The sequence below is a fragment of the Campylobacter concisus genome (assembly GCF_002165815.1).
Taxonomy (GTDB): Bacteria; Campylobacterota; Campylobacteria; order Campylobacterales; family Campylobacteraceae; genus Campylobacter_A; species Campylobacter_A concisus_BH.
Map to the genome: position 1 here is coordinate 419,808 of NZ_NDYN01000001.1, position 26,453 is coordinate 446,260.

26 protein-coding genes are annotated in these 26,453 nt (G+C 40.1%); 15 read left to right on the forward strand and 11 right to left on the reverse strand.

Annotated features, from left to right (window positions below):
• Positions 1 to 8 precede the first annotated feature (8 nt).
• Both nhaD and guaA read left to right on the forward strand, forming a co-directional pair.
• Positions 9 to 1,397: a sodium:proton antiporter NhaD gene (gene nhaD, locus B9N65_RS02250; RefSeq protein ID WP_087582630.1), complete on the forward strand. Its 1,389-nt coding sequence runs from the start codon at positions 9 to 11 to the stop codon at positions 1,395 to 1,397.
• Between the two features lie 10 nt (positions 1,398 to 1,407).
• Entirely contained in the window at positions 1,408 to 2,940 is a 1,533-nt protein-coding gene (guaA, locus tag B9N65_RS02255; protein WP_087582631.1) for a glutamine-hydrolyzing GMP synthase, read from the forward strand.
• Between the two features lie 405 nt (positions 2,941 to 3,345).
• Here guaA and B9N65_RS02260 read toward each other — a convergent pair whose 3' ends face one another.
• From B9N65_RS02260 to mscL, 6 genes are all read right to left on the reverse strand, one after another.
• Positions 3,346 to 4,146 (reverse strand): phosphatidylserine decarboxylase, encoded by an 801-nt coding sequence (locus B9N65_RS02260; RefSeq protein WP_087582632.1) that lies wholly within the window; start codon positions 4,144 to 4,146, stop codon positions 3,346 to 3,348.
• A 1-nt stretch (position 4,147) separates the two neighbouring features.
• Positions 4,148 to 5,260 (reverse strand): metallophosphoesterase, encoded by a 1,113-nt coding sequence (locus tag B9N65_RS02265; protein ID WP_087582633.1) that lies wholly within the window; start codon positions 5,258 to 5,260, stop codon positions 4,148 to 4,150.
• Positions 5,261 to 5,481: 221 nt separating this feature from the next.
• Positions 5,482 to 6,852 carry a multiheme c-type cytochrome gene (locus B9N65_RS02270; RefSeq protein WP_087582634.1) on the reverse strand — a complete coding sequence of 457 codons (1,371 nt, stop codon included), beginning with the start codon at positions 6,850 to 6,852 and terminating at the stop codon, positions 5,482 to 5,484.
• A gap of 9 nt (positions 6,853 to 6,861) precedes the next feature.
• The gene (locus B9N65_RS02275) at positions 6,862 to 7,434 is read right to left on the reverse strand and encodes a cytochrome c3 family protein (protein ID WP_009294580.1); all 573 of its coding nucleotides are present in this window, start codon (positions 7,432 to 7,434) and stop codon (positions 6,862 to 6,864) included.
• 120 nt (positions 7,435 to 7,554) lie between these two features.
• Positions 7,555 to 8,193, reverse strand: a complete 639-nt coding sequence (locus tag B9N65_RS02280; RefSeq protein WP_087582635.1) for a Crp/Fnr family transcriptional regulator — start codon at positions 8,191 to 8,193, stop codon at positions 7,555 to 7,557.
• A gap of 98 nt (positions 8,194 to 8,291) precedes the next feature.
• Positions 8,292 to 8,699: a large-conductance mechanosensitive channel protein MscL gene (gene mscL, locus B9N65_RS02285; RefSeq protein ID WP_002940088.1), complete on the reverse strand. Its 408-nt coding sequence runs from the start codon at positions 8,697 to 8,699 to the stop codon at positions 8,292 to 8,294.
• A 147-nt stretch (positions 8,700 to 8,846) separates the two neighbouring features.
• Between mscL and gltX the strand changes: the two genes are divergently transcribed.
• The 3 genes from gltX to B9N65_RS02300 are packed head-to-tail and all read left to right on the forward strand — an operon-like array spanning position 8,847 to position 12,059.
• Positions 8,847 to 10,142: a glutamate--tRNA ligase gene (gltX, locus tag B9N65_RS02290; protein ID WP_087582636.1), complete on the forward strand. Its 1,296-nt coding sequence runs from the start codon at positions 8,847 to 8,849 to the stop codon at positions 10,140 to 10,142.
• An 8-nt stretch (positions 10,143 to 10,150) separates the two neighbouring features.
• Positions 10,151 to 10,444, forward strand: coding sequence for a YggT family protein (locus tag B9N65_RS02295; protein WP_087582637.1), 294 nt, complete (start codon positions 10,151 to 10,153; stop codon positions 10,442 to 10,444).
• Positions 10,422 to 12,059, forward strand: coding sequence for a lytic transglycosylase domain-containing protein (locus tag B9N65_RS02300; RefSeq protein WP_087582638.1), 1,638 nt, complete (start codon positions 10,422 to 10,424; stop codon positions 12,057 to 12,059). The genes B9N65_RS02295 and B9N65_RS02300 overlap by 23 nt, the downstream gene beginning before the upstream one ends.
• On the opposite strand, the gene B9N65_RS02305 is transcribed toward B9N65_RS02300, so the two are convergent.
• Positions 11,980 to 12,459: a hypothetical protein gene (locus tag B9N65_RS02305; RefSeq protein WP_035142983.1), complete on the reverse strand. Its 480-nt coding sequence runs from the start codon at positions 12,457 to 12,459 to the stop codon at positions 11,980 to 11,982. The two genes, B9N65_RS02300 and B9N65_RS02305, sit on opposite strands and share 80 nt — an antisense overlap.
• A gap of 121 nt (positions 12,460 to 12,580) precedes the next feature.
• On the opposite strand from B9N65_RS02305, the gene mobB reads away from it, so the two are divergent.
• From mobB to B9N65_RS02330, 5 genes are read left to right on the forward strand one after another with little or no spacing between them, the layout of a single operon-like run.
• Positions 12,581 to 13,060: a molybdopterin-guanine dinucleotide biosynthesis protein B gene (gene mobB / locus B9N65_RS02310; RefSeq protein ID WP_072594788.1), complete on the forward strand. Its 480-nt coding sequence runs from the start codon at positions 12,581 to 12,583 to the stop codon at positions 13,058 to 13,060.
• Positions 13,060 to 13,923, forward strand: coding sequence for a class 1 fructose-bisphosphatase (locus tag B9N65_RS02315; protein WP_257638049.1), 864 nt, complete (start codon positions 13,060 to 13,062; stop codon positions 13,921 to 13,923). The genes mobB and B9N65_RS02315 overlap by 1 nt, the downstream gene beginning before the upstream one ends.
• Positions 13,923 to 14,141 carry a hypothetical protein gene (locus tag B9N65_RS02320; RefSeq protein ID WP_002940116.1) on the forward strand — a complete coding sequence of 73 codons (219 nt, stop codon included), beginning with the start codon at positions 13,923 to 13,925 and terminating at the stop codon, positions 14,139 to 14,141. The genes B9N65_RS02315 and B9N65_RS02320 overlap by 1 nt, the downstream gene beginning before the upstream one ends.
• Before the next feature lie 15 nt (positions 14,142 to 14,156).
• Entirely contained in the window at positions 14,157 to 16,091 is a 1,935-nt protein-coding gene (metG, locus tag B9N65_RS02325) for a methionine--tRNA ligase (RefSeq protein WP_087582639.1), read from the forward strand.
• On the forward strand, positions 16,092 to 17,069 hold the full coding sequence (locus B9N65_RS02330; RefSeq protein ID WP_087582640.1) for a ferrochelatase: 978 nt from the start codon (positions 16,092 to 16,094) through the stop codon (positions 17,067 to 17,069).
• 33 nt (positions 17,070 to 17,102) lie between these two features.
• Here B9N65_RS02330 and hcp read toward each other — a convergent pair whose 3' ends face one another.
• Positions 17,103 to 18,431 (reverse strand): hydroxylamine reductase, encoded by a 1,329-nt coding sequence (hcp, locus tag B9N65_RS02335; protein WP_087582641.1) that lies wholly within the window; start codon positions 18,429 to 18,431, stop codon positions 17,103 to 17,105.
• Positions 18,432 to 18,650: 219 nt separating this feature from the next.
• Between hcp and B9N65_RS02340 the strand changes: the two genes are divergently transcribed.
• Positions 18,651 to 19,295 carry a flagellar biosynthesis protein gene (locus B9N65_RS02340; protein WP_087582642.1) on the forward strand — a complete coding sequence of 215 codons (645 nt, stop codon included), beginning with the start codon at positions 18,651 to 18,653 and terminating at the stop codon, positions 19,293 to 19,295.
• A gap of 56 nt (positions 19,296 to 19,351) precedes the next feature.
• Here the strand turns inward: B9N65_RS02340 and queC are convergent, their stop codons facing one another.
• Complete coding sequence (gene queC / locus B9N65_RS02345; RefSeq protein WP_141083829.1) at positions 19,352 to 20,050, reverse strand: 7-cyano-7-deazaguanine synthase QueC; 699 nt, start codon at positions 20,048 to 20,050, stop codon at positions 19,352 to 19,354.
• Positions 20,051 to 20,074: 24 nt separating this feature from the next.
• Here queC and ybeY point away from each other — a divergent pair, with 24 nt between their 5' ends.
• Positions 20,075 to 20,512: an rRNA maturation RNase YbeY gene (gene ybeY / locus B9N65_RS02350; RefSeq protein ID WP_087582644.1), complete on the forward strand. Its 438-nt coding sequence runs from the start codon at positions 20,075 to 20,077 to the stop codon at positions 20,510 to 20,512.
• Positions 20,513 to 20,525: 13 nt separating this feature from the next.
• Here the strand turns inward: ybeY and B9N65_RS02355 are convergent, their stop codons facing one another.
• The gene (locus B9N65_RS02355) at positions 20,526 to 21,080 is read right to left on the reverse strand and encodes a DUF1523 family protein (RefSeq protein ID WP_087582645.1); all 555 of its coding nucleotides are present in this window, start codon (positions 21,078 to 21,080) and stop codon (positions 20,526 to 20,528) included.
• A gap of 75 nt (positions 21,081 to 21,155) precedes the next feature.
• On the reverse strand, positions 21,156 to 23,387 hold the full coding sequence (locus B9N65_RS02360; protein WP_087582646.1) for a nitric-oxide reductase large subunit: 2,232 nt from the start codon (positions 23,385 to 23,387) through the stop codon (positions 21,156 to 21,158).
• A 218-nt stretch (positions 23,388 to 23,605) separates the two neighbouring features.
• Here B9N65_RS02360 and B9N65_RS02365 point away from each other — a divergent pair, with 218 nt between their 5' ends.
• From B9N65_RS02365 to B9N65_RS02375, 3 genes are read left to right on the forward strand one after another with little or no spacing between them, the layout of a single operon-like run.
• Positions 23,606 to 24,661: an ABC transporter substrate-binding protein gene (locus B9N65_RS02365; RefSeq protein WP_087582647.1), complete on the forward strand. Its 1,056-nt coding sequence runs from the start codon at positions 23,606 to 23,608 to the stop codon at positions 24,659 to 24,661.
• 3 nt (positions 24,662 to 24,664) lie between these two features.
• On the forward strand, positions 24,665 to 25,672 hold the full coding sequence (locus tag B9N65_RS02370) for a FecCD family ABC transporter permease (RefSeq protein WP_087582648.1): 1,008 nt from the start codon (positions 24,665 to 24,667) through the stop codon (positions 25,670 to 25,672).
• Entirely contained in the window at positions 25,672 to 26,445 is a 774-nt protein-coding gene (locus tag B9N65_RS02375; protein ID WP_009294599.1) for an ABC transporter ATP-binding protein, read from the forward strand. The genes B9N65_RS02370 and B9N65_RS02375 overlap by 1 nt, the downstream gene beginning before the upstream one ends.
• Positions 26,446 to 26,453 lie beyond the last annotated feature (8 nt).

A 26,453-nucleotide genomic window follows, 5' to 3' on the forward strand; every position in this document is an offset into this window, starting at 1 on the left:
GAGAGTATATGAGGTTATTTGGACTTCTAAGTTTGTTTTTTGCTTTAGCCTTTGGTGCTGACGGAGAAGCTGCGGCTATTGACTTAACTACTACATGGGCGGGAATTTTATCGCTTATCATTTTTGTTGTTGGATATTTTTTCATAGCAGCAGAAGAGAATTTTCACATCGACAAGGCAAAACCTGCCATTTTTATCGGCACTTTTATGTTCCTACTTATCGGCGTTTATATGCTTATAAATGGCATGGATGTGCATTCGCTAGAGCACGAGGTAAATCACCTGATCCTAGAGATAGCTCAGATCGTCTTTTTCTTAATGGTAGCGATGACATTTATCGAGGCACTTGTTGAAAGAGATGTATTTAACGCACTTAAATACAACCTAGTTTCAAAAGGCTACACTTACAGAAAGCTATTTTGGCTAACTGGTATTTTGGCGTTTTTCATTAGCCCAGTGGCTGATAACCTAACAACAGCGCTTATCCTATCAACCGTTCTTTTAACGATAGACAGAAATAATACAAATTTCCTAGTCGCAGGTGCGATAAACATCGTCGTAGCAGCAAATGCAGGCGGAGCGTGGAGTCCATTTGGCGATATCACTACACTTATGGTTTGGGCAGCTGGCAAGTCACCATTTTTAGACTTTTTCGCACTTTTCCCAGCTTCATTTATCGGCTGGTTTGTGACAGCGTTTTTACTTTCACGCATCGTGCCAAATACTGCGCCTCATTTTGACGTGGCAAATGAGCCAAAAGTGGTTATGAAAAAGGGCGGTAAAGCGGTTATCTTCATAGGTGCATTTACTATCTTTTGTGCAGTTATGATGCACCAGTTATTTCACTTACCAGCGATGTGGGGCATGATGTTTGGCTTCTCACTGCTTAGCCTTTATACATATTATTTCAAAAAAGTTCACAAAGATGAAGAGCCTATGAACGTCTTTCATTATATGTCAAAGATCGAAAATAACACACTATTTTTCTTCTTTGGAATTTTAGCTGCAGTTGGTGCTCTTCACTTTGCTGGATTTTTAAATTACGCTGTGTCGCTTTATGATAAATTTGGCTCAACACCTGTAAATATCGGAGTTGGCTTCCTCTCAGCAGTCGTTGATAACGTCCCTGTTATGTCAGCTGTGCTAAAAGCAAATCCGGTCATGGGAGCTGATGCGGGCGAGGCTATGAGTCAGTGGCTACTAGTGACACTTACAGCTGGTATCGGTGGTTCGATGATCAGCTTTGGCTCAGCAGCTGGCGTTGGAGTAATGGGTAAATTAAAAGGAATTTATACCTTTGGTGCGCATATGAAATATGCATGGATGGTAGTTTTAGGATACATCGTATCACTCATTGTTTGGTATGTGCAGTTTGAAATTTTTCACATCTACTTTTAAAAGGTTATAAATGAACAATACGATTATAGTTTTGGACTTTGGTTCGCAGTATACTCAGCTAATAGCTAGAAGGCTAAGAGAAGAAGGAGTTTATACTGAAATTTTGCCATTTAACGCAAAACTAAGCGACATAAAGGCGAAAGATCCAAAAGGTATCATTTTAAGTGGTGGTCCAGCTAGCGTTTATGCTAAAGATGCCTACTTTTGCGATAACGGCGTCTTTGAGCTAAACATCCCTATACTTGGCGTTTGCTACGGCATGCAGCTACTTGCTCACACACATGGTGCTGAGGTTTTAGCCGCTGATCACAAAGAGTACGGTAAGGCTGAACTTAGCGTCATAAAAGAGCACGATCTTTTTAAAGATACACCTTCAAAACAAATCGTATGGATGAGCCATAGCGACTATGTAAAAGACCTGCCAAAGGGCTTTGAGGCGATTGCGGTCAGCGAAAATTCGCCTTATTGCGCTTTTGGTGATGATAAGCGTAAATTTTATGCGATCCAGTTTCACGCAGAGGTGCAGCACAGCGAGTATGGCACGCAAATTTTAAAGAATTTTGCTAAATATATCTGTGGCTGCGAGAGCACATGGAACATGGGAAGCTTCGCTAAAAACAAGATAGAAGAGATCAGAAAAACAGTGGGCACTCACAAGGTGCTTTGCGCAGTTAGCGGTGGCGTGGATAGCTCTGTGACTGCAGCGCTTTTGGCAGCTGCTGTGCCTGAAAATTTGATCCTTGTTTTTGTCGATAACGGACTTCTTAGAACAAACGAAAAAGAGCAAGTTGAAGCTACATTTAGGACCAAGCTTGGCGTTGAGCTAGTTAGTATAGATGCGAGCGAGATCTTTCTTGGTCGCTTGGCTGGTGTCGTTGATCCTGAGAAAAAACGCAAGATCATAGGCGAGACATTTATAGAAATTTTTGAAAAAGAGGCTAAGAAGCATGGCGATGTGAAATTTCTAGCTCAAGGCACTCTTTATACTGACATCATCGAAAGCTCAGTCGTTGGCTCAAGCAAGACTATAAAGAGCCACCACAACGTTGGCGGCTTGCCTGATTGGATGACATTTGAGCTAATAGAGCCTTTAAGAGAAATTTTTAAAGACGAGGTCAGAAAGCTAGGACTTGAGCTTGGACTAAGTCGTGAGCTAGTTTTCCGCCATCCTTTCCCTGGACCTGGCCTTGCTATCCGCATCATGGGCGAGGTAAATAAACCAAGCCTAGAGCTGCTTCGTAAAGCTGACGTGATCTTGCGCGATGAGCTAAAAAGTAGTGGCTGGTATAACAAAACTTGGCAGGCATTTTGTGTGCTTTTAAATGTAAATTCTGTTGGCGTTATGGGTGATAACCGCACCTACGAAAACGCTGTTTGCGTGCGCGTGGTAGACGCAAGCGATGGTATGACTGCAAGCTTTTCAAGGCTGCCTTATGACCTGCTTGAAAACGTAAGTCGCCGCATCATAAACGAGGTAAATGGCATAAACCGCGTAGTTTATGACATCTCAAGCAAGCCACCTGCAACTATCGAGTGGGAGTAAAAACCTCTTAAATAAACAAAGCTGGCTGGTAGATAATATCTTACGCCAGCTTTAATCCTAAAATCAAAATATAAAATTAGCTCTTTTAAATAGATGCTTTCAATAAGATATTTAAAGACGAAAAATGAGCACTTGAATTTATACCTTTTTTATTTTAAAGTAAAAATGTAGAGTAAAGTTACACAACAAAATTTCAATTAGATATAGGTAAAATAGTAAATTTACAGATGCCTAGACGGTCATAGAAAATTTATGAGCTAAAAACATTTTGCATAATCTTATAAATATCGCTTAAAAAATTATGCAAGCATCAAAGAATATTTTCTAATTTGATATACTTTTACAAAATCTCAAGTGTTTTTAATCAATAAGTTCAAACCAAGTTTTTTAAAATTAGCTGTAAATTTATATTTCTCTGATCCTACCGATAGCTTCAGCAAATTTAAGCTCTTTGTTTTCAAAGAGGTTGTACTCGATCGCATCTTTTTCGCTAAGTATGACGATGGTTGAGCCAAGCTCGAAATTTCCAAGACGCTCGCCCTTTTTGATGTGTAAATTTTCATACTCATAAATTTGTGTAAAATTTGCCATCGCATTTGTCTGGATGCGTTCATCAAAGCAAAATTTCATCTTGCCAACGTTTAGCGCACCCACAAAAACTAGCCAAAGTTTTTTGCCATTTTTCATCTCACAAAGTAGCGCCACACGCTCGTTTTTGGTATAAAGGCTATCGACCTTGCCAAGCCATTTTACCGCCACACTGTAAAGCTTGCCAGGGATATAGACCGCTTTTTTTATCGTAATATCACAAGGTGCATGATAGTGATGATAGTCTTTTGGGCTAAGATAGATGTTAGCAAAGTCATACTCGCCCTCAAGCTCGCCCTGCCCCAAAAGCTCCTTCACGCCGTAGCTCATGCCTTTTATACTAAAAGCTTCTAGCTCTTTCGTGGTGCCAAAACTAAGGCAGGTACCATCAACAGGACTTATAAATATCTCATCTGCTGCGTCAAATTCTCTTGGCTTCAAAAGCTCTCTGGTGAAAAGTTTGTTTAAATTTTTATACTCACTTGCTGGCTTAAACTCGCTCATATCGATCTTAAATAGCTTTACATAAAAGGAGTTGATAAGCTCTTGAAGCGGCTTGAAAAAGTTTATTTTTGCAACCTTGCCAAAAATTTGAGAAAAGAGATTGTCCTTGTTCATTTTAGTCCTTGCTTAAATTTAAAATAGCGATCTCACTAGGAGCAAATATCCTAACCGGAGGTCCCCAAAATCCTGCACCACTACTAACATAAGCTTGCATTTTATCATTAATCTTATAAAGCCCATGTAAAAAACCTTGATCCAGCAAAACTAGGATACTAAAAGGGAAAATTTGTCCAGCGTGCGTGTGCCCGCAAAGCACTAGATCGACATCTTTTTGCATAGTTTTTATAAATTTTGGCTGATGAGAGAGTAGGATGGTAGGCAAATTTGGGTCACATCCTGCTAGCGCTTCGTCTAAATTTGGCTCTAAATTTTTAAATCTTATGCCAGCTAGATCATAGACTCCTGCCAAATTTATACCAGCTATTTTTTCATTTTTATTGCCAAGTATCCTAATGCCAAGAGCGCGAATTTTTTCTAGTATCCCATCAACTCCGTGGTAGTATTCGTGATTGCCAGGGACATAAAAGGTGCCATAGGTGCTTTTAAGATTTTTTAATGGATCTAAAAAATCCCCTATAAGTTCAGCTCTCATATCGACCAAGTCGCCAACTATCACCACTAGGTCTGGTCTAGCCAAATTTATCTCTTTTACAAGCTCAGCAACAAAGTCCTTTTGCAAAAACTCGCCTATATGCACATCAGTTATCATGGCTATTTTTAGATCACTTTGTAAATTTTTTATTTTTATACTAACTTGTCTGATCTTTGGCGGAGTAAGTGCGTTAAAAATTCCTTTCAAAAAGCAAGCAACTACAAAAATGACAAATGTCACATCAAAGCAAAATTTAATAAATTTTCGTCTTGTGGGATTAAAATGAGCTTTTGAGCAAATGGATCTAACAGCATCATAAAACAAACTAACACCAAATAGAAATAGAGAAAAACCAATGAGCGTTCCTGCTATCAGGTAGAGTTCTATATTTAAAAAAGAAAATCTTAGTTGAAGAACAAATATAAACTCAAGCACACTAATAATATAGAAAAATATACGAATTTTTTTAAGATGCGGCGTGAAAAAAGATACCTTTTTGATAAAACGTTTGTATGAATATAAATTTGTAAGAACACTAAAGACAAATGCACCAATAATGATCCGAAAAAGTCCCAAAATATCTCCTTGAAAACAAAGATTATATTTTATATTTTTAAATTTACATTATAAATTTTATTAATTATTTAGAACAATTTGTAGTACTAAACCGTATGATTTTATAATTTAAATTTACAAAAATAATTATTAAAAGGTATTTGTTTTAGGATAATAACTAAAAGATAAAATTTTGGAATTTAAAAATAAAAAGGTGGGAAAATTCCCACCTTTATAAAGAATTATTTAACTTTACCAGTCTCAATTCTTTGTTTATAGATCTCGCGAAGTTTTCTTATATCATTTTTAACTTCGAATACACCATGCCAGTGTGAGTAGTCAGGACCACCCATTAGAGCGCCTTGTCTCATACGACGGCCTTCATGGTGCCACATATGATAGTAGATATCTTGGAATTCATCTTCCCAAGCATCTGCAAGTAGTAAGTTTTTAGCTTTCAACTCTTCAAGCATCTTAGTTGCTTCAGCGTTATAAACGTTATAAAGCTCTACTTGTTTATCACCCATAATGAAGAAGTTATCTGTGTGAGTTGATGTATGGCAAGCTTTACAAACTAGTTTCATCTCAGCACGTGCTTTTTCAGGATCGCCACTTGGGTGACCTGCTAGAGGTGTTCCAATGTTTAGTTTGCCAGTTTTTTCGTAAATAGTAACAGCTTGTTCATCACCAGCTGTTCTTAGCTTACTGCTTATGCCCCATAGGTTCCATTTTAGTCTTCTTGAAACGTTGTGAGTTGTTGTTGTCTCACCAATACCACTCATATGGCAAGCTGCGCAAGTTGGAGCTCTAAAGTCTGGTACATCCCATGTGTCAGGAGCGGCATCAAAGTTCCATTTATGAGCTTCGCTGTTGTAGATATGTCCGTGCATTGAGTTGTTAAAGATCTCAATATCTGGGTGATCAGGTCCAAGGTGGCAAGATGCACAAGCAGCTGGTTTTCTAGCTTCAGCTATACTAAATGTGTGTGCGCTGTGGCATGATTTACATCCGCCTACACCACCATCAGGATAAACGTTAGCTATACCATAGTTAGGCCATGACTCTGGAAGTGGTTTGTGATTAGCATCAAGTTTAATAACTGTACCGTGGCACTGTGTACAACCAGTAATGTCTGGAGCCATTTTGTATTCTGGATGATCCATACCTTCGTAGTGATACATTAGTTTTACCATCGCAGGGTTAGCATACATTTGCATACCGCCTCTTGCGTGACCACTCTTAGTAAATTCTTCAACCTCATTCTCGTGGCACTTAGCACAAGTTTTTGGGCTAACTAGCATTGAAACGTGGTTGTTAGAATCTTTTGGATGCACCTTAACTGAAGCCATAGGATTATCTGCATTTACAGAGTGGCAATCCATACAACTTACGCCAACGTGAGCGTGGCGACTATTTTTCCAATCGGCAACTATGCCGGGTGTCTCTTTAGCGTGGCACTCAACACAGCTTTTTGATAAGTCTGACATTTTGTGAGCAACTTTAATGTTTTTTACAACATTAAGGTTTAAAGCGTCAGATTTATTTGCATCCATGTTTGCGGCAAAGCCAAAAGACATTAGACAGGCTAATAACATTAGCGACTTTTTAAACATCTCTCCTCCTTACTTGGTTTTATTGTTTTCTTGTTTTTTAATTGCTTCAAATTTATCGATTTGTAGCCCTAAATTCTTGTGACCAACATGCTCATGGCAGTCAACACATGATTTCTTATTAGGATTTCCAAGAACGAAATAATCTCTATGTGGCAAGAATGATTTACCAGCTTGAATAACATTTTTTAAATTTGAGTGACAAGTCAAACATCCACTATCATAGACAAAGTGAGATGCATGCTCGCGTTTTTTACGCCAGTCGATCTTGTCTGTATCTGTAAAAAATGTCTTATAGCCATCATTTATCGATACTTTAAGTTTTGTAAGTACATAGGTATAGGCACTTGTATGGTTTAGGTGACAGGCTGAACATTCAGCTTTTATGCCAAGCTTGTTATTGCCGCCGTGTACATCTTCATGATATGCAGCATTCATAGGATCCATCGTGTGACAAATGGTACAGATGTAGCCGCTACCAGTCGCATGAAGTGCATCAGCTATGCCCATAGAAGCGATAAGGCCGATTACGATGCCTATTATCACAGATGACCAAACAAAAAATTTCTTCTTAACTTCAGCCAAATTTTCCTCCTGAATTTATCAATATATCGTGAATTTTTACGAAAATTTTAGGTGAATGTTATCCAAAAAAATATAAATTTTTTCTTTAAGTAAATGAAAATATTTATTTGATATTAACTTTCAATAAGAATAAATTTCTTGTAACCCACCTACATCTTTTTCCAAAATTTGGTTCTTCTCATCAAGTTTGACCAAACCATTTGTTTTAAATTTATTTAAAATTCTCGAAAAAGTTTCTGGAGTCATATTGAGTATTGATGAAATTTTTGTATGTTTTAGTTCATTAAATAGATCTTCGTGATTTAAAATGAACCTAGCCACCTTCTCTTCGGAGCTTAGTATTAGTTCTTGGTGGAGTAAATTTGTAGTTATTCTTATCTTTTGAGCCATTGATTTTAGAAATTTCATGCAAATTTCTGGCTTTGTTAAAAATTGTGTTTCAAATTTTTCATAATTTATCTTTAAAACCTCGCCAGAGATAGTAAAAATGGCACTTGCTGGATAAGGGATATTTTCAAAATTTACGACTTCAGCTACAAAATTCATAGGTGCAAGCTGATGGATAAAAATTTCCTTGCCATTTGCCGTAGTTTTATAAAGCTTAACCGAGCCAGTTATCAAAAATGTAAGCCACTTTGGCTCCTCGCCCTCTATAAATAAAAACTCGCCTTTTTTGTATTTTTTAACAACACTTATTGCTTCAAGTTTGGCTAGGTCCTCGGCGCTAAGACCTTGAAAAAATGGGATTTGTTCTATCATATTTCACTCGCTTTTAAGATGAAAAAGCATTTTAGCATAAAAAATAGGACAAAATTTAACGGATTTCAAAGGGAGCTTTCTCCCTTTGATTTAAGAATTTATTTTTTAAGAAGATCTCTGATCTCAGTAAGAAGTGCTATATCAGCTGGAGTTTCAGGCTCTGCAGGAGCTGCCTCTTCTTTTTTTGGTAGTTTATTTTTAAGTGTATTTAAAGCTTTGATGACGCAAAAGATACAAAATGCAATGATTAAAAAATCAACCATTGTTTGTATAAATGAGCCATAGTTTATCGTAACAGCTGGCGCACCTTCTGCTGCTTCTTTTAGTGTTAGCTTAAGATCAGTGAAATTTACACCGCCTGTTATAGCGCCAACTACTGGCATGATAATATCACCAACCAGTGATGAGACAATCTTTCCAAATGCTCCACCGATAACAACACCCACTGCCATATCTATGACATTTCCGCGCATTGCAAATTCTTTAAATTCGCTTATAAAACTCATTGTTTTCTCCTATAAATAGTTAAATTTTCGTGCCGATTTTATAAAAAATATGCTTTGCTTAGCCTAAAAATTTAAAATTACATAACTTTAAATTTATCAAGCTAGTGTTATAATCCAAACTTCAAATTTAACGTAAGGAATGAGCTTATGTATCGTTTTGCACCCTCTCCAACAGGAGATATGCACATAGGAAATTTACGTGCTGCTATTTTCAACTATATTTGTTCTTTGCAAGATAAAAGTGGTTTTATTTTACGCATAGAAGATACCGACAAAGAGCGAAATATCGAAGGAAAAGAGAAAGATATCTTAGAAATTTTAAGCAAATTTGGCATAAAACCAGAGCAAATTTACATCCAAAGTGAAAATTTAAAATTCCACAGACAGCTTGCATCAAAGCTTCTTATCGACAAAAAGGCCTTTGCCTGCTTTTGCACCGAAGAAGAGCTCGAAGCAAAAAAACAAAAAGCAAAAGAGCAAGGCGTGGCATATAGATATGACGGCACCTGCGAGCGACTAAGCGACGCTGAAGTTTTAAACTGCGAAAAGCCATTTGTCATCCGCATGAAAAAGCCAACTGGCACGATGAGCTTTACAGACGCCATCAAAGGCGAGCTAAGCTTCGAGCCAGAGGCCGTTGATAGCTTTGTCATCATGAGAGCAGACAAAACTCCAACTTATAACTTCGCATGCGCGGTTGATGATATGCTTGAGGGTGTCACATTTGTCATACGCGGCGAGGATCACGTGAGCAACACACCAAAGCAAGACCTCATACGCGAGGGCCTTGGCTACACTGGCAAGATGAACTACGCGCATTTGCCTATCCTTTTAAATATAGAGGGCAAAAAAATGAGCAAACGCGAGAACGAATCAAGCGTAAAATGGCTCTTTGAGCAGGGATTTTTACCTGAGGCGATCGCAAACTATCTGATACTTCTTGGCAACAAAACTCCAACTGAAATTTTTACCATTGAAGAGGCAGTGAAGTGGTTTGATATAACCAAAATTTCACGCTCGCCCGCTAGATTTGATGTGAAAAAACTTGAGCAGATAAATAGAGAACACATCAAACTTGCCTCAAAAGAGCGCATAAAAGAGATCTTTGGCGTGGATGAGAGCAAGGTTGAGTTAGTTAAATTTTACACTCAAGAAAGCTCACTAGTGCCTGAGATAAAGGCAAAAGTAGAGGCTATATACTCACCAAAAATAGCTCCAGATGAGTATAAAAACGAATTTGAGATCATAAAAAAAGCAGCTCGTAATTTAAAAGCGTGCGAAACATTTGATGAGTTTAAAAAAGAGCTTATGAGCGCTACAAATTTAAAAGGCAAAAACTTTTTTATGCCACTACGTGCGCTGCTTACAAACGACCTACACGGCCCTGAGTTAAGCGAGCTCTACCCGCTCATCAAAGATGATCTAGGCAAAATTTTAATCTAGGAGCAAAAATGATACTTTCGACACTATTTACAGCGATCGCAAACATCTTAAGCATCATCGTCAATGTCTATACGTGGATCGTCATCGCAGCAGCGCTTGTTAGCTGGGTCAAGCCTGATCCTAGCTCGCCGGTCGTGCAGCTACTTTACAGACTGACTGATCCTGTTTATAGCTTCATTAGACGCTATATAAAAACAGAATTTAACGGCATCGACTTTGCCCCACTCATCGTGCTTTTGGCACTTCAACTCATAGATCAATTTTTAATAAGGCTTTTATTTGTTTTTGCTGCGTCTCTTTAGTATCATCTCTCTGGCCTGCGTTGCTCTTTTGGCTAAAATTTACACCTACGAGGAGTTAAAAAAAGAGCCAAAAAGTCTTGCAAAAGACTACTATATAAACCGCTTAATAAACGAGGGCAGCTACACAAAAGAGCAGATAGCTGAGCTTTCACGCGACGTTTTTAGAAAAAGTGGCTTAGTTCAAAAATCAATCAACAAAATTTTACCGCCAAAAGCAGCTCCTAGCAAGTGTCCTGGCGTAAATGCAAAAAATATCACGCAAGCGAGCCTAAGCTGCCAAAATTTACTTACCACGATCTCATTTAGCCTAAAGCTTGATAACCAAACTCGTGAAATTTTAGCGGCCAATCTTGCAGCCACAAACCCAGAAAAAGCCAAAATTTTACTTGCATTAAATGAGGCAAATCCAGCCCAAGCATTTGTAAATTTAAACGATACAAAGAGCTTTTTAGAGCTTTTTAACGCTTCAAGCCCGCAAAATAAAAACACGCTTTTTAGCGAGAGCTTTGACGCAAATTTTATGAACAAGCTCTACTTGCAAAAGGGCTTTACAAATTTGCTAAACGACCTTGTTTTTAACAAAAAATATGAAGGTTTTAGAAGAAATTTACTAAGTATCAACCCAGCATTCACCGAAAAGAGCGACGCATTTACGCTTGGGCTAAACGCCATTTTACTAGGTCAAGACGATATCGCTTTTAGCCTTTTTTCAAGAGCCAAAAACACCTTTGAAAGAGCGTGGCAAAGGGATAATGCGACCTTTTGGCTCTATCAGATAAGCAAAAATGAGGGCTTTTTAAAAGAGCTAAGCCTTAGCAAAGACGCAAATATCTACTCGCTTTACGCACGTGATGTCTTTGGAGGTGAGCCGCTTGAGGTCGTCGTGCCAAGGCCTAGCAAGCAAAATATCGAAAATTTTGATGTGAGTGATCCATTTTTATGGAACAAAACCGCAGCTCTTGCAAAGGATATGAACGCCACGCAGGCAAGCGAATTTGCGATGAAATTTTACACAAACGAGAGCATCGGCGCATACGCATACTTCATGCAAAAGGCGCATGGCTGGGAGAAGCAGTACTTTTTGATGCCAAGCTCACCAGAGCTTGAGGGCATCAGCACTGAGCGAAAGTCTATGATCTACGCACTTGCTAGGCAAGAGAGCCTCTTTATCCCAAGCGTCGTTTCTACCTCTTACGCCCTTGGCATGATGCAGTTTATGCCATTTCTTGCAAATGCGATCGGCAAAAAAGAGCTAAAAATTCCAAATTTTGACCAAGACGATCTTTTTAAAACAGATGTCGCCTTTAAATTTGCAAATCACCACCTAAACTACCTTGATAAATTTCTTTACCATCCGCTCTTTACCGCATACGCGTATAACGGCGGCATCGGATTTACCAAAAAAGTCATCACAAGAGATGATATGTTTAAAGAGGGGAAATTTGAGCCGTTTTTATCGATCGAGCTAGTCCCTGTGGCTGAGACTAGAAACTACGGCAAGAAGGTGCTTGCAAACTACGTGATCTATATGGCGCTTAATGGTTCCAGTATAAAGATTTCGCAACTTTTCGAAAATTTAACAAAACCGGCTTTGACTGATAAATTTCGAAACTAAGCGCGAGATCGTCGCTTTGCTTGCTTGGTGCGGTCACTTCGTAATAGACCGCCCAAGGCATAGAAAATCCAGCAAATTTAAGCATCTCGTCGTTTTCATCAAGCAGCCTTGCGCTTGTGGCATTTGAGTCGCCATTTACCTTTATATTGCTCAAATTTTGCGCATGCTCTTTTGGGTTTATGGCTACTAAAAAGTGCTCTTTACTCTCGTCTAAATTTGAGTTATATATTGGATTTAGATAGGTTGCGATTATGAGCGTTCTATCGGTGCCATCGATGATCTCGCTCTTGCTTGTGTAGGCTAAAAGCTCATTTTTTAGTGGCTCATGCACGATCACTTTTTGATCAGCACAACCAAATATCATCAAAATAAATATAAAAAATAGTGTAAATTTTCTCATAAAAAACTCTTAAAATATTAAATTTTTTCGCATTTTAGCATTTTATTTTTTAAATTTCACTCATAAATTTTAAAGCCAATATGAGCTATAATCGCAAGAAATTTTAACAAAAAAGGCTCTTATGAAAAGACTTGCCATTGCTTTTTCTGGCCCTTCAAATAGCGGAAAAACGACGCTTATCTTAAAAGTCGCAAAAAAATTTATAGATGATGGGCTAAAGGTCGTTGTAGTCAAGCACGACCCAGGCGACAAGGCCAAATTTGACGTTGAAGGCAAGGATAGCTTTAAATTTTCTCAGGCAGGAGCTGACGTAGTCGTGATGAGTCCGACTAGAACGACTTACTTTTCGCAAAGCTCGCAAGGCATAGACGAGGTCATAAGGATGATCGGCGAATTTGACATGCTCTTAGTCGAGGGGCTAAAGACACTGCCACTGCCAAGACTAAGCGTCTTTAGAAGCGAGATCGATGAAGCTTATCTTAGCTTTTCAGATGCGATCGCCACTTATAAAAAGCAGATCCCCTACGAGATCACAAATCTAAATTTAGACGATATAGACGCCATTTGTGCGTGGATAATCAAAAATGCAAAGGCTGTATAATGCAAGAACTAAACCAAATTTTTAACACCATTAAAGATATCGCAAAAGAGATAAGCGAGATCATAAAATACGCCGATCTTGGCTACACAACTCACGAAAACGCAACTGGCGACACCCAGCTAAAGCTTGATGTCAAAAGCGATGAGATCATCACGGCTAAATTTAAGCAGCTTTCATGCGTAAAAGCACTAATTAGCGAAGAGAAAGAGGACGAGCTTGAGATAAATAAAAATGCTAAATTTATCATCGCTTACGATCCACTCGATGGCTCAAGCTTAGTTGATGTAAATTTCGCCGTTGGCTCGATCTTTGGCATCTACGAAGACGAGGTAAAACCAGAAAATTTAATAGCCGCAGCTTACAGCATCTATGGTCCAAGACTTGAGCTAGTAATTGCCGAGAAAAAGGGCACTTTGCCTAAATTTTATAGACTTGGCAAAGATGGCGAGTTTAAATTTGTAAAAGAGCTTGAGCTAAAAGAAAAAGGCAAGCTAAACGCCACGGGAGCTACACAAAAAGGCTGGAGCCAAACGCATAGAAATTTCATAAACGAGCTATTTAACCAGGGCTACAGACTAAGATACTCAGGCGCTATGGTGAGCGACTTGCATCAAATTTTACTAAAAGGCGGCGGTCTTTTTAGCTACCCAGCAACGAGCGATCATCCAAATGGCAAGCTAAGGGTTGTCTTTGAAGTGTTGCCATTTGCCTTTATATATGAAAACGCAAAGGGCGCAACGACAGATGGCAAAAACCAAACACTCTTTGATATAAAAATAGAAAAAATTCACCAAACTACGCCATGCTTTTTTGGCTCACGTGATGAAATTTCTCTTTTGCATAAATTTTACGAGCAAAAATAATGCAAGAAGCACAAGCAAACGAGCCACTTGACGCATTTGAGCTAGCCCTAAAACAAAAGGCTAAAATCATGCAAGAGTGTCAAGAGCAAAAAGGGCGCAAAAGCTGTTTTAACTGCGAGGCATTTTTTGACTGCGAGACGAGGATAGAGTATGTAAATAGCTGCTACAACTCGATGTCAAAAGGCAACACCGGCAGTGACGGCGGATTTGATTTTTAAATTTAAAGGAAAAATATGAAAGAAAAAGCTTATATAACCACTCCGATTTATTACGTAAATGACGTGCCACACATCGGCCACGCCTACACGACTATCATCGCTGATACACTTGCTAGATTTAACCGCTTGCAAGGCAAAGAGACCTACTTCATGACTGGCACAGACGAGCATGGTCAAAAGATCGAGCAGGCAGCTCGCGCTAGAGGCAAAACGCCAAAAGAGTATGCTGATGAGATCAGCGCGAAATTTAGATCGCTTTGGGATGAATTTGAGATAAGCTACGACCATTTTATAAGGACAACCGACGAAGAGCACAAGCAAACCGTGCAAAATGTCTTTGAAAAGATGCAAGCAAACGGCGATATCTACAAGGGCGAATACGAGGGCTTTTACTGCGTTAGCTGCGAGACATTTTTTAACCAAAGAGATCTACTTGAGGACAACCGCTGTCCAGACTGCGGCCGCGTGACATCTTTGGTTAAAGAAGAGAGCTACTTTTTCAAGCTTTCAAAATACGAAGACGCGCTTTTAAAATGGTACGAAAACGACGAGCTTTGCGTCATCCCAAAGGGCAAGAAAAACGAGGTCGTAAGCTTTGTAAAAGGCGGACTAAAAGACCTCTCAGTTACAAGAACGAGCTTTGACTGGGGCATAAAGCTACCAAAGAGTGCAAACGACGACAAGCACGTTATGTATGTCTGGCTTGACGCACTCATAAACTACCTAACAACGCTAGGATACTCAAGAGATAACGCTAGAATGGACTTTTGGCCGCATACGACACACATTGTCGGCAAGGACATTTTGCGTTTTCACGCAGTTTATTGGCCGGCATTTTTGATGAGCCTTGGCTTGCCACTGCCAAAGCACGTTGCAGCGCACGGCTGGTGGACGATAGATGGCGAAAAGATGAGCAAAAGCAAGGGCAATGTCATAAACCCAAGAGAGGTCGCAAATGCTTATGGACTTGAAAATTTCAGATACTTTTTGCTTAGAGAGGTGCCATTTGGACAAGATGGTGACTACAGCCAAAAAGCCTTAATCGAGCGCATAAACTCAGAGCTTGGCAACGGACTTGGCAACTTGCTAAGCCGCATAGTAGGAATGAGCGCAAAGTATAGCGACTACAAGATCGACTCAAAAGATGTGATCAAATTTCATAAAGCCGAGCTTGATGAGGCGAAGGGCTATCTTGATGAGGCGATAAAAAATTTAGAAAATTTAGCGACGAACCGCTACTTAGAGGATCTTTGGAAGGTCGTAACGCTTGCAAACGCAGCCGTTGCGAAGTATGAGCCATGGTCGCTTGTAAAAGCTGGCAAAAGCGACGAGGCAAACGCACTTGTGGCACTTTGTGCAAATTTACTTGCAAAAGTAGCGATACTGCTTAGCCCAGCTATGCCAAAAACTTGCGCCAAGATAGCTGATACGCTTGGCTTTAGCATAGATACTGCTTCTTATGAAGGTCTTGTATTAAAAAATGAAATTTCAAATTTTACAGCAAAAGCTACTGAGCCACTCTTCCCAAGGATAGAAAAAGAGCTAATGGGCGAGGCAAGAGACCTAAAAGAAGGGCCAAAAGTAGAGGTAAAAGCTGAGCCAAAAGAGGAGAAAAAAGAAGAAGGTATCATTAGCATCGATGACTTTGCCAAAATAGTGATAAAAGTAGGCGAAGTGCTCGAGTGCGAGAGAGTTGAGGGTAGTGAGAAGCTGCTTAAATTTAAGATAGATCTTGGCGAGGAGCAGCCACGTCAAATTTTATCAGGCATAGCCAAATACTACGAGCCTAACTCGCTTGTGGGCAAGCAAGTTTGCGTTTTAGCAAATTTAAAAGAGCGAACGATGATGAAAAAATATGTCTCACAAGGCATGATCCTAAGCGCATCAGACGGCTCGCTAACGCTTCTTGGCACGCAGGGCAAGGTCAAAAACGGCGCGATCGTTGGCTAAATGACGATAGAAAATTTAACCCACATAATAAATGGGCAAATTTTAAACAACCCAAGCATATCAAGCGTGACTAGCTTCGCGTTTGAGGCTAAAAATATAAAACGAGGCTACGCTCTCATCGCCACGCAAAGCGATCAGATTGCACCTGCGATAAAGCAAGGTGCCTACGCTATCATTAGTGAAGAGGATATCACGCCAAGCGACGATGAGATAGCCTTTATCAAGGTAGCAAGCCTGCAAACGGCTATCATCAAGCTCATGCGCTTTGAGGCGATCCACAAAAATATCAAATTTTGCGCGGTCAATCCATTCATAAAAGCGCTTTTAGAGAAGTCGCACCTTGAAAAAAATGCCCACGTCATACCTGAAAATTTAACTGAGCTTTTTTATAAAATTTTTCATGCAAATTTGTTTGACACATTTTTTAGCGACGATACAAGGATACTTCAAAGGCTCTCGCTACTTTACGAGACAGCCTGGACTGACACAAACATAAGCGTGCTAAATCCAAGCTCGATCTTTTTTACAACGCTCATTTATGATGACAAATACTATCAAAATTTATCCATCCCTAGGGTTTTTGCTGGGATGTTTTGCGGACTTCTTGGCTATCTTAAGAAAAACAATATCGGCTTTAAAGTGACAGAAAGCAGGATTTCATCGCACTTTGACCCAGTCTTTATCGACAAAGACTTTAAGCCAGTTGGCTTTGGTAGCAGTTTTAGAGCAGTGATAGCTGAAGAAGACGAGGAGCTATTTTTGACTGAAAGTATATTTCTAAGGCGAAATTTCAGCGAAAGCGAGCTTAAATTTTGCCTGCCAAAAGATAGCACGCTAAAGGTTGAAAACGCCATTTTTTATGAAAATTTAGACGAGATAAAGAAGCTACAAAATTTCGTCTACGCCCTTGTGCTTTGCAAAAAAGAAGATCTGCTTGATAGCCTTAGTCAAAGCAAAGAGCAAGGCGGACTCTTTTAAATTTAGAGCCAGAGCCTAAGCCCTGGCAGTTTTTTACTCACCTAAGAAGTATTTTAGATCAGCTTGCGCATCGCCGCTAATTGGTCTAACGTTAAATTTATCCACTAAGAAATTTATGATCTCTTCATTGAAAAATTTAGGCAAGCTAGGTCCTACGTTGATGTTTTTGATACCAAGACTAAATAGCGCTAGCAAGATGATGACCGCTTTTTGCTCCATCCACATTAGCACGATAGAAACTGGCAAGTCATTTACTGCGATGCCTGTTGCCTCGCTTAGAGCAAGGGCTATTTTAACTGCGCCGTTGCTGTCGTTGCACTGGCCAAGGTCGATGTAGCGTGGTAGCTCGGTGCCTGGGACGTTGCCAAAGTCGATGTCGTTAAATCTAAATTTACCGCAGCTTGAAGTAAGTATCACGCAGTCTTTTGGAAGGCTAGCAGCTAGCTCTCTATAGTACTCACGTCCTTTGCCAGGCGCGTCACAGCCAGCGATCACGAAAAATCTGCGGATCTTACCAGTGTTTATCGCGTCTAAAATTTGAGGGGCTAAAGTTAAGATAGTCTTGTAGTGGCCGCCAGTTACTAGGTTCTCGTCGCTATCAAAGCCACTAACGTCGCCACAAGCTAGTGCGCACTCGATAAGTGGTGTGAAGTCGTCGTTTTCGATGTGTTTTACGCCGTTTGTGCCTGCGATCGAGTAGCCAAATAGCCTGTCAGCATATGTGCAGTTTGAGCGTAGTGGCACGATGCAGTTTGTTGTCATTAGTATCGCGCCTTTAAATTCGTTAAATAGCTTAGTTTGGTCAAACCATGCCTTGCCGACGTTGCCTTTTAGGTGGCTATATTTGCGTAGTTCTGGGTATCCGTGAGCTGGTAGCATCTCTGAGTGAGTGTAGATGTTGATGCCTTTATCTTTTGTCGCCTCAAGTAGCGCTTTTAGGGCGTGCAAGTTGTGGCCACTTACCAAAATCGCCTTGCCCTCGACCTTGTTTTGGCTCACTCTAACTGGTGTTGGGATGCCAAATTTAGCTGTGTGAGCCTCGCTTAGCAGGTTCATCACCTCAACGCCAGCACCGCCTACTTCAAGAAGCTGCTTGATGTGCTCATCGAAGTTGAAATTTGAGTTTGTAAGCGTAAAATAAAGCGTATCAGCCATAACGCGATCAACGTTGCTAGTATCAGCGCCAAGCTCGTGTGCGTGGTGGCGGTATGCGCTAAGGCCTTTTAAGCCAAAAACCATCGTATCTTGCAAAAGTGCTAGCGTGTCACTCTTGCCACAGGTGCCCATAGGCTGGCCCTTTGCACCGCATCCATCCTCAGCGCTCATCTCGCACTGATGGCAAAACATCTTCATATCTTTCATCGTCTCTCCTTGTAAATTTAAAAATTTAAGCGGATTTTATCCTAAATGGCTAGCCATTTTGGTTGATAGCAGTCAAGAAAAGTTAAATTTAAATTTTAGTTATTAAATTTAAGGTTTTATGATTATGGATATCAAAATATAAATTTAAAATTTACCACAAAGACTTAATAAAATTTACAAAAAAACGATTTACATTTAAATTTTATTTAAAGGATGAAAATGAAAAATTTACTACTAGTGGTATTTGTCGCTTTTGCTCTTTGCGGCTGCGCTCCAAAGGGGATATTTGTGAGCTTACCAGATGAGCAAGCACCTTCAAACATCAGCAAAAAGACAAAAATTTACATCGAAAGTGTCAAAGATGTGAGAGCCTTTGAAAACGACCCAAAACAAGCCAGCACCCCATCTTTATATAAGCACAATGTAAATGAAGTTAGCGCAAAAGAGAAACAAAAATACATCGGTAGAACCAGAAACGGCTATGGCAAAGGGCTGTGGAACGTCATCTTAGAAAACAACCAAAACGTAAGCTCGGTGCTAAGATCGCGCATAGAAGAGGCTTTTATAGAAAATGGCTACCAGATCGTAAAAGACAAAAGCCTAATCGATGAAAACACGCTCACCGCAAGCGCTAAGATAGATAAATTTTGGTCTTATATAGCTCTTGGTTTTAGCAAGGTTGGGCTAAATATGGATATAGACACGCTCTTAAGTGTCAAAGACAAAGAGATAAAGACTGAGCTAAAACGCTCTGAGTTTTATTTTCTGGTGACAAATGACGACTTTTCAAACATCATAAAAACTTCTCTAAAAGAGTACAAAGAGAAGCTTTCAAAGCAGATAAGCGAGCTAAATTTGGAGTAAATTTTAGGCTAGTTGCTAAATTTATAGTGGCTAGCTTTTAAATTTCAAGGCAAATTTCACTTTTTATAAGGGATTTTATCAACGGCGTTTGCTTTTTTAAAGCCATTTAGCCTTAGTCTGCAGCTATCACAAAGCCCACACGCCTCATCCTCACTCTCGTAGCAGCTCCATGTTAGCTCTACTGGCGAGCCAAGCTCAAGCGACTTTGCTACTATATCAGCCTTGCTTAAATTTACAAGCGGCGTGATGATCTCACAAGAAAAATCAGCCGAAGTGCCTAAATTTATCGCCTCATTTATGCTTTTTATAAAGCTCTCTTTGCAGTCAGGATACCCGGAGCTATCCTCCTCGACCACGCCTATGTAGATCGCCTGCGCCCCCTCTTTTTCGGCAAGTGCAGCAGCGATAGAGATAAATACGCCATTTCTAAACGGCACGTAGGTGTTTGGCACGTCCTTGCTAACGCCATCTTTTCTTATCTGCAGGCTCTTATCCGTTAGCGAATTTCCGCCTATTTGAGCGATAAAACTAACGTCTAAATTTATCTTTTTAACCACACCCAGTCGCTCACATATCTCGTCAAACGCGCGCTTTTCTCGTTTCATTGTTCTTTGTCCGTAATCAAAATGAAGTGCGACCACATCATATCCAGCCCTTTTTGCCATCACAGCGCAAAGTGTGCTATCCATACCGCCGCTCATTATACAAACTGCTTTTTTCATATTTTGCCCTTTAAATTTGCTAAAATTATACAAAAATTTACTAAGGACAAGCCAAAAATGATACTTTGCGAAGAGAGTTATCCAGAAATTTTAGATCAAATTTGCTCACATCTAACGCCTGGTGAAGTTGAGTTAGTTTTTATCAATAAAGATGAGATGAGAGAGCTAAACAGATCTGAGCGTGGTATAGATAAAACCACTGACGTATTAAGCTTTCCCCTTGAGCTTGTCATCCACGCCCCACTTGGTTCAATAGTCATAAACAAAGATATGGTAAAAGAAAAAGCAGCCGAGCTAAATCACAGCGAAGATGCCGAAACTGCGCTACTTTTCACACATGGCTTGCTACATATTTTGGGTTATGATCACGAAAAAGATGATGGGCAGATGAGAGAGAAAGAGTGCGAAGTAATAGCTAAATTTGAGCTACCAAAGAGCCTAATCGTAAGAAGCGAGGACGTTAGGCTTATTGATCTTATAAACAAAAAGGGCTGATAAAGCCCCTGATTTAAAGAGCCTCTTTTTTTGTCTCTAAATTTTCAACTTTTGGCGCAAAAGCCTTGTTTATCTTTCTTATCCAGATGATGAGCGAGATAAATAAGATAAAGTAAAGCACGTAGCTAGCGATAGGCCAGCTGGTGTTTGTGCCGCTATCTTTTATCGAGATCGCGTTTCTAAACTCGTTTAGCATAGAAATTCTATATCCATAGTATTTGATAGTGACGTTTTTATCGCTATTTGTAAAGCCTTGAGCCTTGGCTTGGATGTCGGCTGAGTTAAATTTAAAATAAAATGGAAAGCCCCACGCCGTATCTTCGTTTCTATAAGCCATAACTTTTTCAGCGTTTTTCGCATCTTTTGTGTAGATAAAATAGACATCTCTTACAGGGCCGTCGGCTGGGTTTTTGGCGTCTATTATGCCATCTTTGTCCATGCGTTTTACGTCGCCGCCAGTTATCTGCACGCTTGCGTAGTGCGGAAATGAAAAATCAACCAAAAACGCCAAAAATAGGTGCAAAAGCACGACAAATGTAACGCAAATTCTCTTTAAAAATGTCATCATTTCTATCCTTTAAATTTGCACTATTTTATGAAAAGATAGCTTAAATAAAGGGGCAAAGCGCCCCCCCCCATAAATTTAAGCCTTTTTATTAAGCATAAATTTTAAAAGCTGAGCAAAGAAGCAGATACCACCGATTATCAAAACCGTATCGCCAAGCATCCTTAACCATCTTAAATTTTGCAAGTGTGACTGCTGTAAAAGCTCAGCACTTCTTGCATACCACATGCCCTGCTCCAAGCTTGCAAATGCTTGATAAATTCCTATTGGAAGTAGTGAAAGCACGATCATTAGCATAAGTCCTGCATTTAGTCCCCAAAAGCCAACTTTCATCAGATTTTCATCAAATTCTTGTCCTTTAAATAGATAAGTAGCCACAAGCCAAACAAAGCCAAGTGCCAAAAATCCATAAACACCAAATAGTGCCGCATGTCCGTGAACTGGCGTTGTATTTAGTCCTTGGATGTAAAATAGTGAAATTGGAGGATTTATCAAAAATCCAAAGACACCAGCGCCTAGCATATTCCAAAAGGCAACTGCGATAAAGCAGTAAAGTGGCCACTTAAGCGTTTTAGCCCAGCTTTGAGCAAACTGGAGTTTGTAGTGCTCATACGCCTCAGCTCCAAGTAAGACCAAAGGCACGACCTCAAGCGCTGAAAAGCTTGCACCAATAGCCATTATAGGCGTTGTAGTGCCTGCAAAGTAGAGGTGATGGAAGGTGCCTGGGATCCCACCTACCATAAAGAGTGACGCACTTGCAAGCGTTGAAAATGTCGCAAATCTTTTTGAGACAAGACCCAAAGAAACAAAGACAAAGGCAAGTGAGGCTGTCGCAAATACCTCAAAAAAGCCCTCAACCCAAAGATGCACGACCCACCAGCGCCAGTACTCCATCACTGGAAGCGGACTTCTTTGACCATAAAATAGCCCTGCTCCGTAAAACAAGCCAACCGCAACCGCCGACATAGCAAAGATAGCAAGTAAATTTTTATCGCCTTTGTTTTTAAACCCGCCTGCAAATCCACGAAGAAGCAGAAGCATCCAGATGACAAGACCGACAAATAAAATAATCTGCCAAACACGTCCAAGATCGATGTATTCATATCCTTGATGTCCAAGCCAGAAGCTTAAATTTATAGGCATAATGTTTGCGATAGCTAAGTATTCGCCAACAAAACTGCCAACTACAAGGATAAGTAGCGCATAAAATAGCAGATCAACGCCAAGCTTTTGAAACTTTGGATCCTTGCCACCATTTATAATAGGGGCTAAAAATAATCCAGCTGCTAAAAATCCAGTCGCTATCCAGAAGATACTAGCTTGTATATGCCACGTTCTAGCAAGCGAATAAGGAATGTAGGCTGATAAATTTATGCCATAAAATTCTTGTCCTTCGACTGTGTAGTGAGCTGTAAAGCCGCCTATTAAAATTTGAAACGCAAAAAGAGCTAATGTGACAAAGAGATACTTTTTAAGCGCCTTTTGTGATGGTGTTAAATTTAGCTTTTTAAGCGGATCTTCACTGATAGGCTCAAGCTTTTCATCGTCTTTTTTGCCATAAAATGAGCTAAACCAAACAAGTAATCCAATGCCAGCTAGAAGTATCACGACGCTTGCAACTGACCAAAAAACATTCTCACTTGTTGGTACGTTATCGATTAGTGGTTCGTGCGGCCAATTGTTTGTATAAGTTGCCTCGCTACCAGGTCTGTTTGTCGCTGTCGCCCAGGCTGACCAGAAAAAGAAGTTGTTAAGATCGGCTCTGTCGCTAGCATTTGGAAGCGTATTTTCTTTCATCGCATAAGCTTCTCTTAAAGGCTTAAATTTAGGATCATCTCCAAAAAGCGCAGCATACTCGCTAGCTACTTGACTTATTGCCTTTAGCCTATCAGCGCTTAGCACAAATTTATCGTCCTTTACGCTATTTTCTCTATACTCTTTTTTGAGCAAAACCTTTAAATTTGCTTTTTGCTCGTCGTTTAGATCAGCGTATTTTAGATGATAAATTTCATCAGCTTTGATCTCTAAAAAGGCAACTAGCTCTTTGTGAAGCCAGTCCGCACTCCAATCAGGCGCTTGATATGCCCCGTGTCCCCAAACAGAGCCAACCTGCATACCGCCTATGCTTTGCCAAGCCTCTTGACCTTTATAGATACTCTCTTTGTCGATTACGACCTTGCCATTTTCGTCAGTAAAATTTACAACTGGAGGCGAATTTCTATAAACCTCAACGCCATAGTAGCCTAAAATACTAAAGCAAACTACCAGCACAGCAACAAATGCGAGCCAGTATCTTTTGTATTCACGCATTGATTCTCCTTTTTTAAAATTTAGGAGAAAGTTTATCTCATTTCAAAATAGTGATTAATAACATATGTCAATAGAAGGAGAGAATTTATCCTATTAGTTTTATAAGAATTTACAATATATGCAAATTCTTCACAATGTATATGCAAATTTTACATAATATTAATGTAAATAGCAGTAATATACCAATCAAACTATTTCACACGAAAAAAGGAAAAAATATGCAAATGAATTTCATGCACAAAGTGGCTAAAATAGGCCTTGTTGCTTCACTTTTTGCGGCTCTTAGCCTAAGCGCAGCTGACTCTGCAAGAAGTATCACCGATATGCAAGGCGTAAAAGTAAGCGTCCCAGGAAAAGTTGAGAAGATCGCAGCACTGTGGAATGCAAACAACGAGATCATCCTAGCACTTGGCGGTATGGATAAGGTTGTAGCCACAACTGATCTGATCAAAACCAACAAGTGGTTTGAGCACATCTATCCAAAACTTAAAAATTTACCAGCTGCACTAAACGGCAAAGACCTTCAGATCGAAGAGCTTGTTAAGCTTGCCCCTGATGTTATCATAGTTTCTAACAAAAACTACCAAGACGAGCTTATCAAAAACGGCTTTAGCGCGGTAAATTTGATCTTTAGAGACTATCCAGATATGGAGAAAAGCATCTACGCAACAGCTGAAGTTATAGGCACTGATGACGCTAGAAAAAAAGCTGAAAAACTTGCTAATAAAATCCACGATAACTCTGAGTTTGTAACAGCAAGAACAAAAAGCATCCCTGATGCTAAACGTCCAAAAGTACTTCACCTTCTTGGTGGTGCAAATTTGCTAAAAATTGATGGTACAAACACAATCCAAAACACTTGGATAAAGCTAGGTGGCGGTGTAAATGCTATCAATACTGAGGGTTCAATGATCGAAGTTAGCGCTGAAGAGATCATCAATGCAAATCCTGATATCATCATCGTTGGCGGCAATGACACAGACACACAGATCAAAAAGATAAAAGAGCACCCTGCATTCTCTGGCTCAAATGCTGTGAAAAACGGCAAAATTTACGGTAACCCAAAAGGTGTATTTAGCTGGGATAGATATGGTGCTGAAAACGTACTTCAAATTTTATGGGCAGCAAAAACTATCCAACCAGATCTATTTAAAGATGTCGATATGAAAGTAAAAACAAAAGAGTTTTATAAAGAGTTTTTAAATCACGATCTTAGTGACAAAGAGTATGGCTATATCTTAAAAGGTCTAAATCCAGACGGTAGCGGCAAGTAAGATATGAAAAACGCAAATTTTTCAATAGTTGCTATATTTTTAGCTCTACTAACGCTTGTTTGCGCCTTTGTCGCACTTGGCGTTGGTAGGTTTTACATACCTTTTAGCGATGTCTTTAGCGTGCTAGCTCACAGCTTTGGTTTTGGAGATGGTGCAGCTAGCAACATCACAAACGTGATAGAAAATTTACGCATCCCACGTATCATCGCAGCCATCCTTGTTGGAGCTGCTCTTAGCGTGAGTGGTGCGGCCTATCAAGGCGTCTTTAAAAACCAGCTAGTAAGCCCTGACCTTCTAGGCGTCTCGGCTGGCGCTTGCGTGGGAGCTGCCACTGCGATCATCTTTGATCTATCGCTATTTTGGGTGCAGGTTTTTGCCTTTGGCTTTGGCCTAGCAGCCGTTGCTATCACTCTAGCCATACCTAAGATGATGGGGCGCGCGAGCACGCTTATGCTGGTTCTTTCTGGTATCATCGTAAGTGGCCTCATGGGCTCAATAATCGGCTTTTTAAAGTATGTCGCAGACCCTGAGACGAAGCTACCTGACATTGTTTATTGGCAGCTTGGTAGCCTTGCTAAGCTTGATAGCGATAACTTAATATACATCGCTCCAGTGATGATCATCTGCGCCATTTTGCTAATAGCCATGAGCTGGCGTATAAATTTGCTCTCTCTTGGCGACGAGAGTGCGGCAAGACTAGGCGTAAATGTGGCTTTTGAGCGCGCTGTCATCATCATCTGCGCTACGCTTCTTACAGCATGCAGCGTCTGCATAAGCGGCATAGTCGCTTGGGTGGGACTTCTCATGCCTCACTTAGCGCGTATGTTAGTTGGCGCAAATAACATAAAAAGCATGCCTGCAAGCATATTTATGGGTGCGATATTTTTGCTTTTTGTAGATACTTTAGCGCGCAGCATAAGCGTGAGCGAAGTGCCTCTTGGCGTACTTACTGGCTTTATCGGCACGGTATTTTTCGTCTGGGTTTTATGGCGAAATAAAAAGGTTGCGTGATGCTTGAAGTTAGAAATTTAAACTTTAGCTACCCAAATGGGGCTGGCAAACTAGAAAATGTAAATTTAAAAATAGGCGCTGGGGAAATTTTAACCATACTTGGTCGAAATGGAGCTGGCAAATCAACAACTTTAGGCTTAATAAGCGGCTCGCTAAAGCCAGTTTCAGGAGAAATTTTCCTTGATGGCAAAAATGTAGATAGCCTAAGCAACAAAGAGCGCGCTAAGATCATGGCGTACGTGGCTCAAAGCGAAGTTACAGAGTATGACTACACCGGACTTGAGTTTATCACGATGGGTCGCGCGGCGCACCTTGGTATCTTTGCAAGACCTAGCAAAGAGGACGAGGAGATCGCTAGAATTTACACCAAAAAGCTTGAGATCGAGTATCTTGAAGATCGCTTCATCACGCAGATGAGTGGCGGTCAAAAGCAGATGTGTATGATCGCTCGTGCGATGGCGGCGCAGCCAAAGATGATCATATTTGATGAGCCAACGAGCGCGCTTGATTTTGGCAACCAGTATAAATTCCTACGCACCGTCAAGTGGCTAAAAGAGCTTGGCTACTCGGTCGTGCTAACTACTCACAACCCTGACTTTGCCGTGCTTCTTGGCGGATATGTCGCTCTTGTAAAGGGTGATGGCGAGGTTGGATTTGGCACGGTTGATGAGATAATTAGAAGCGAGAATTTAAGCCAGCTTTACGGACTAAATTTAAACGTGAGCTACATCGACGAAGTAAAAAGAAACTGCTGCCTCACTTATCCACTCTAAATTTATCT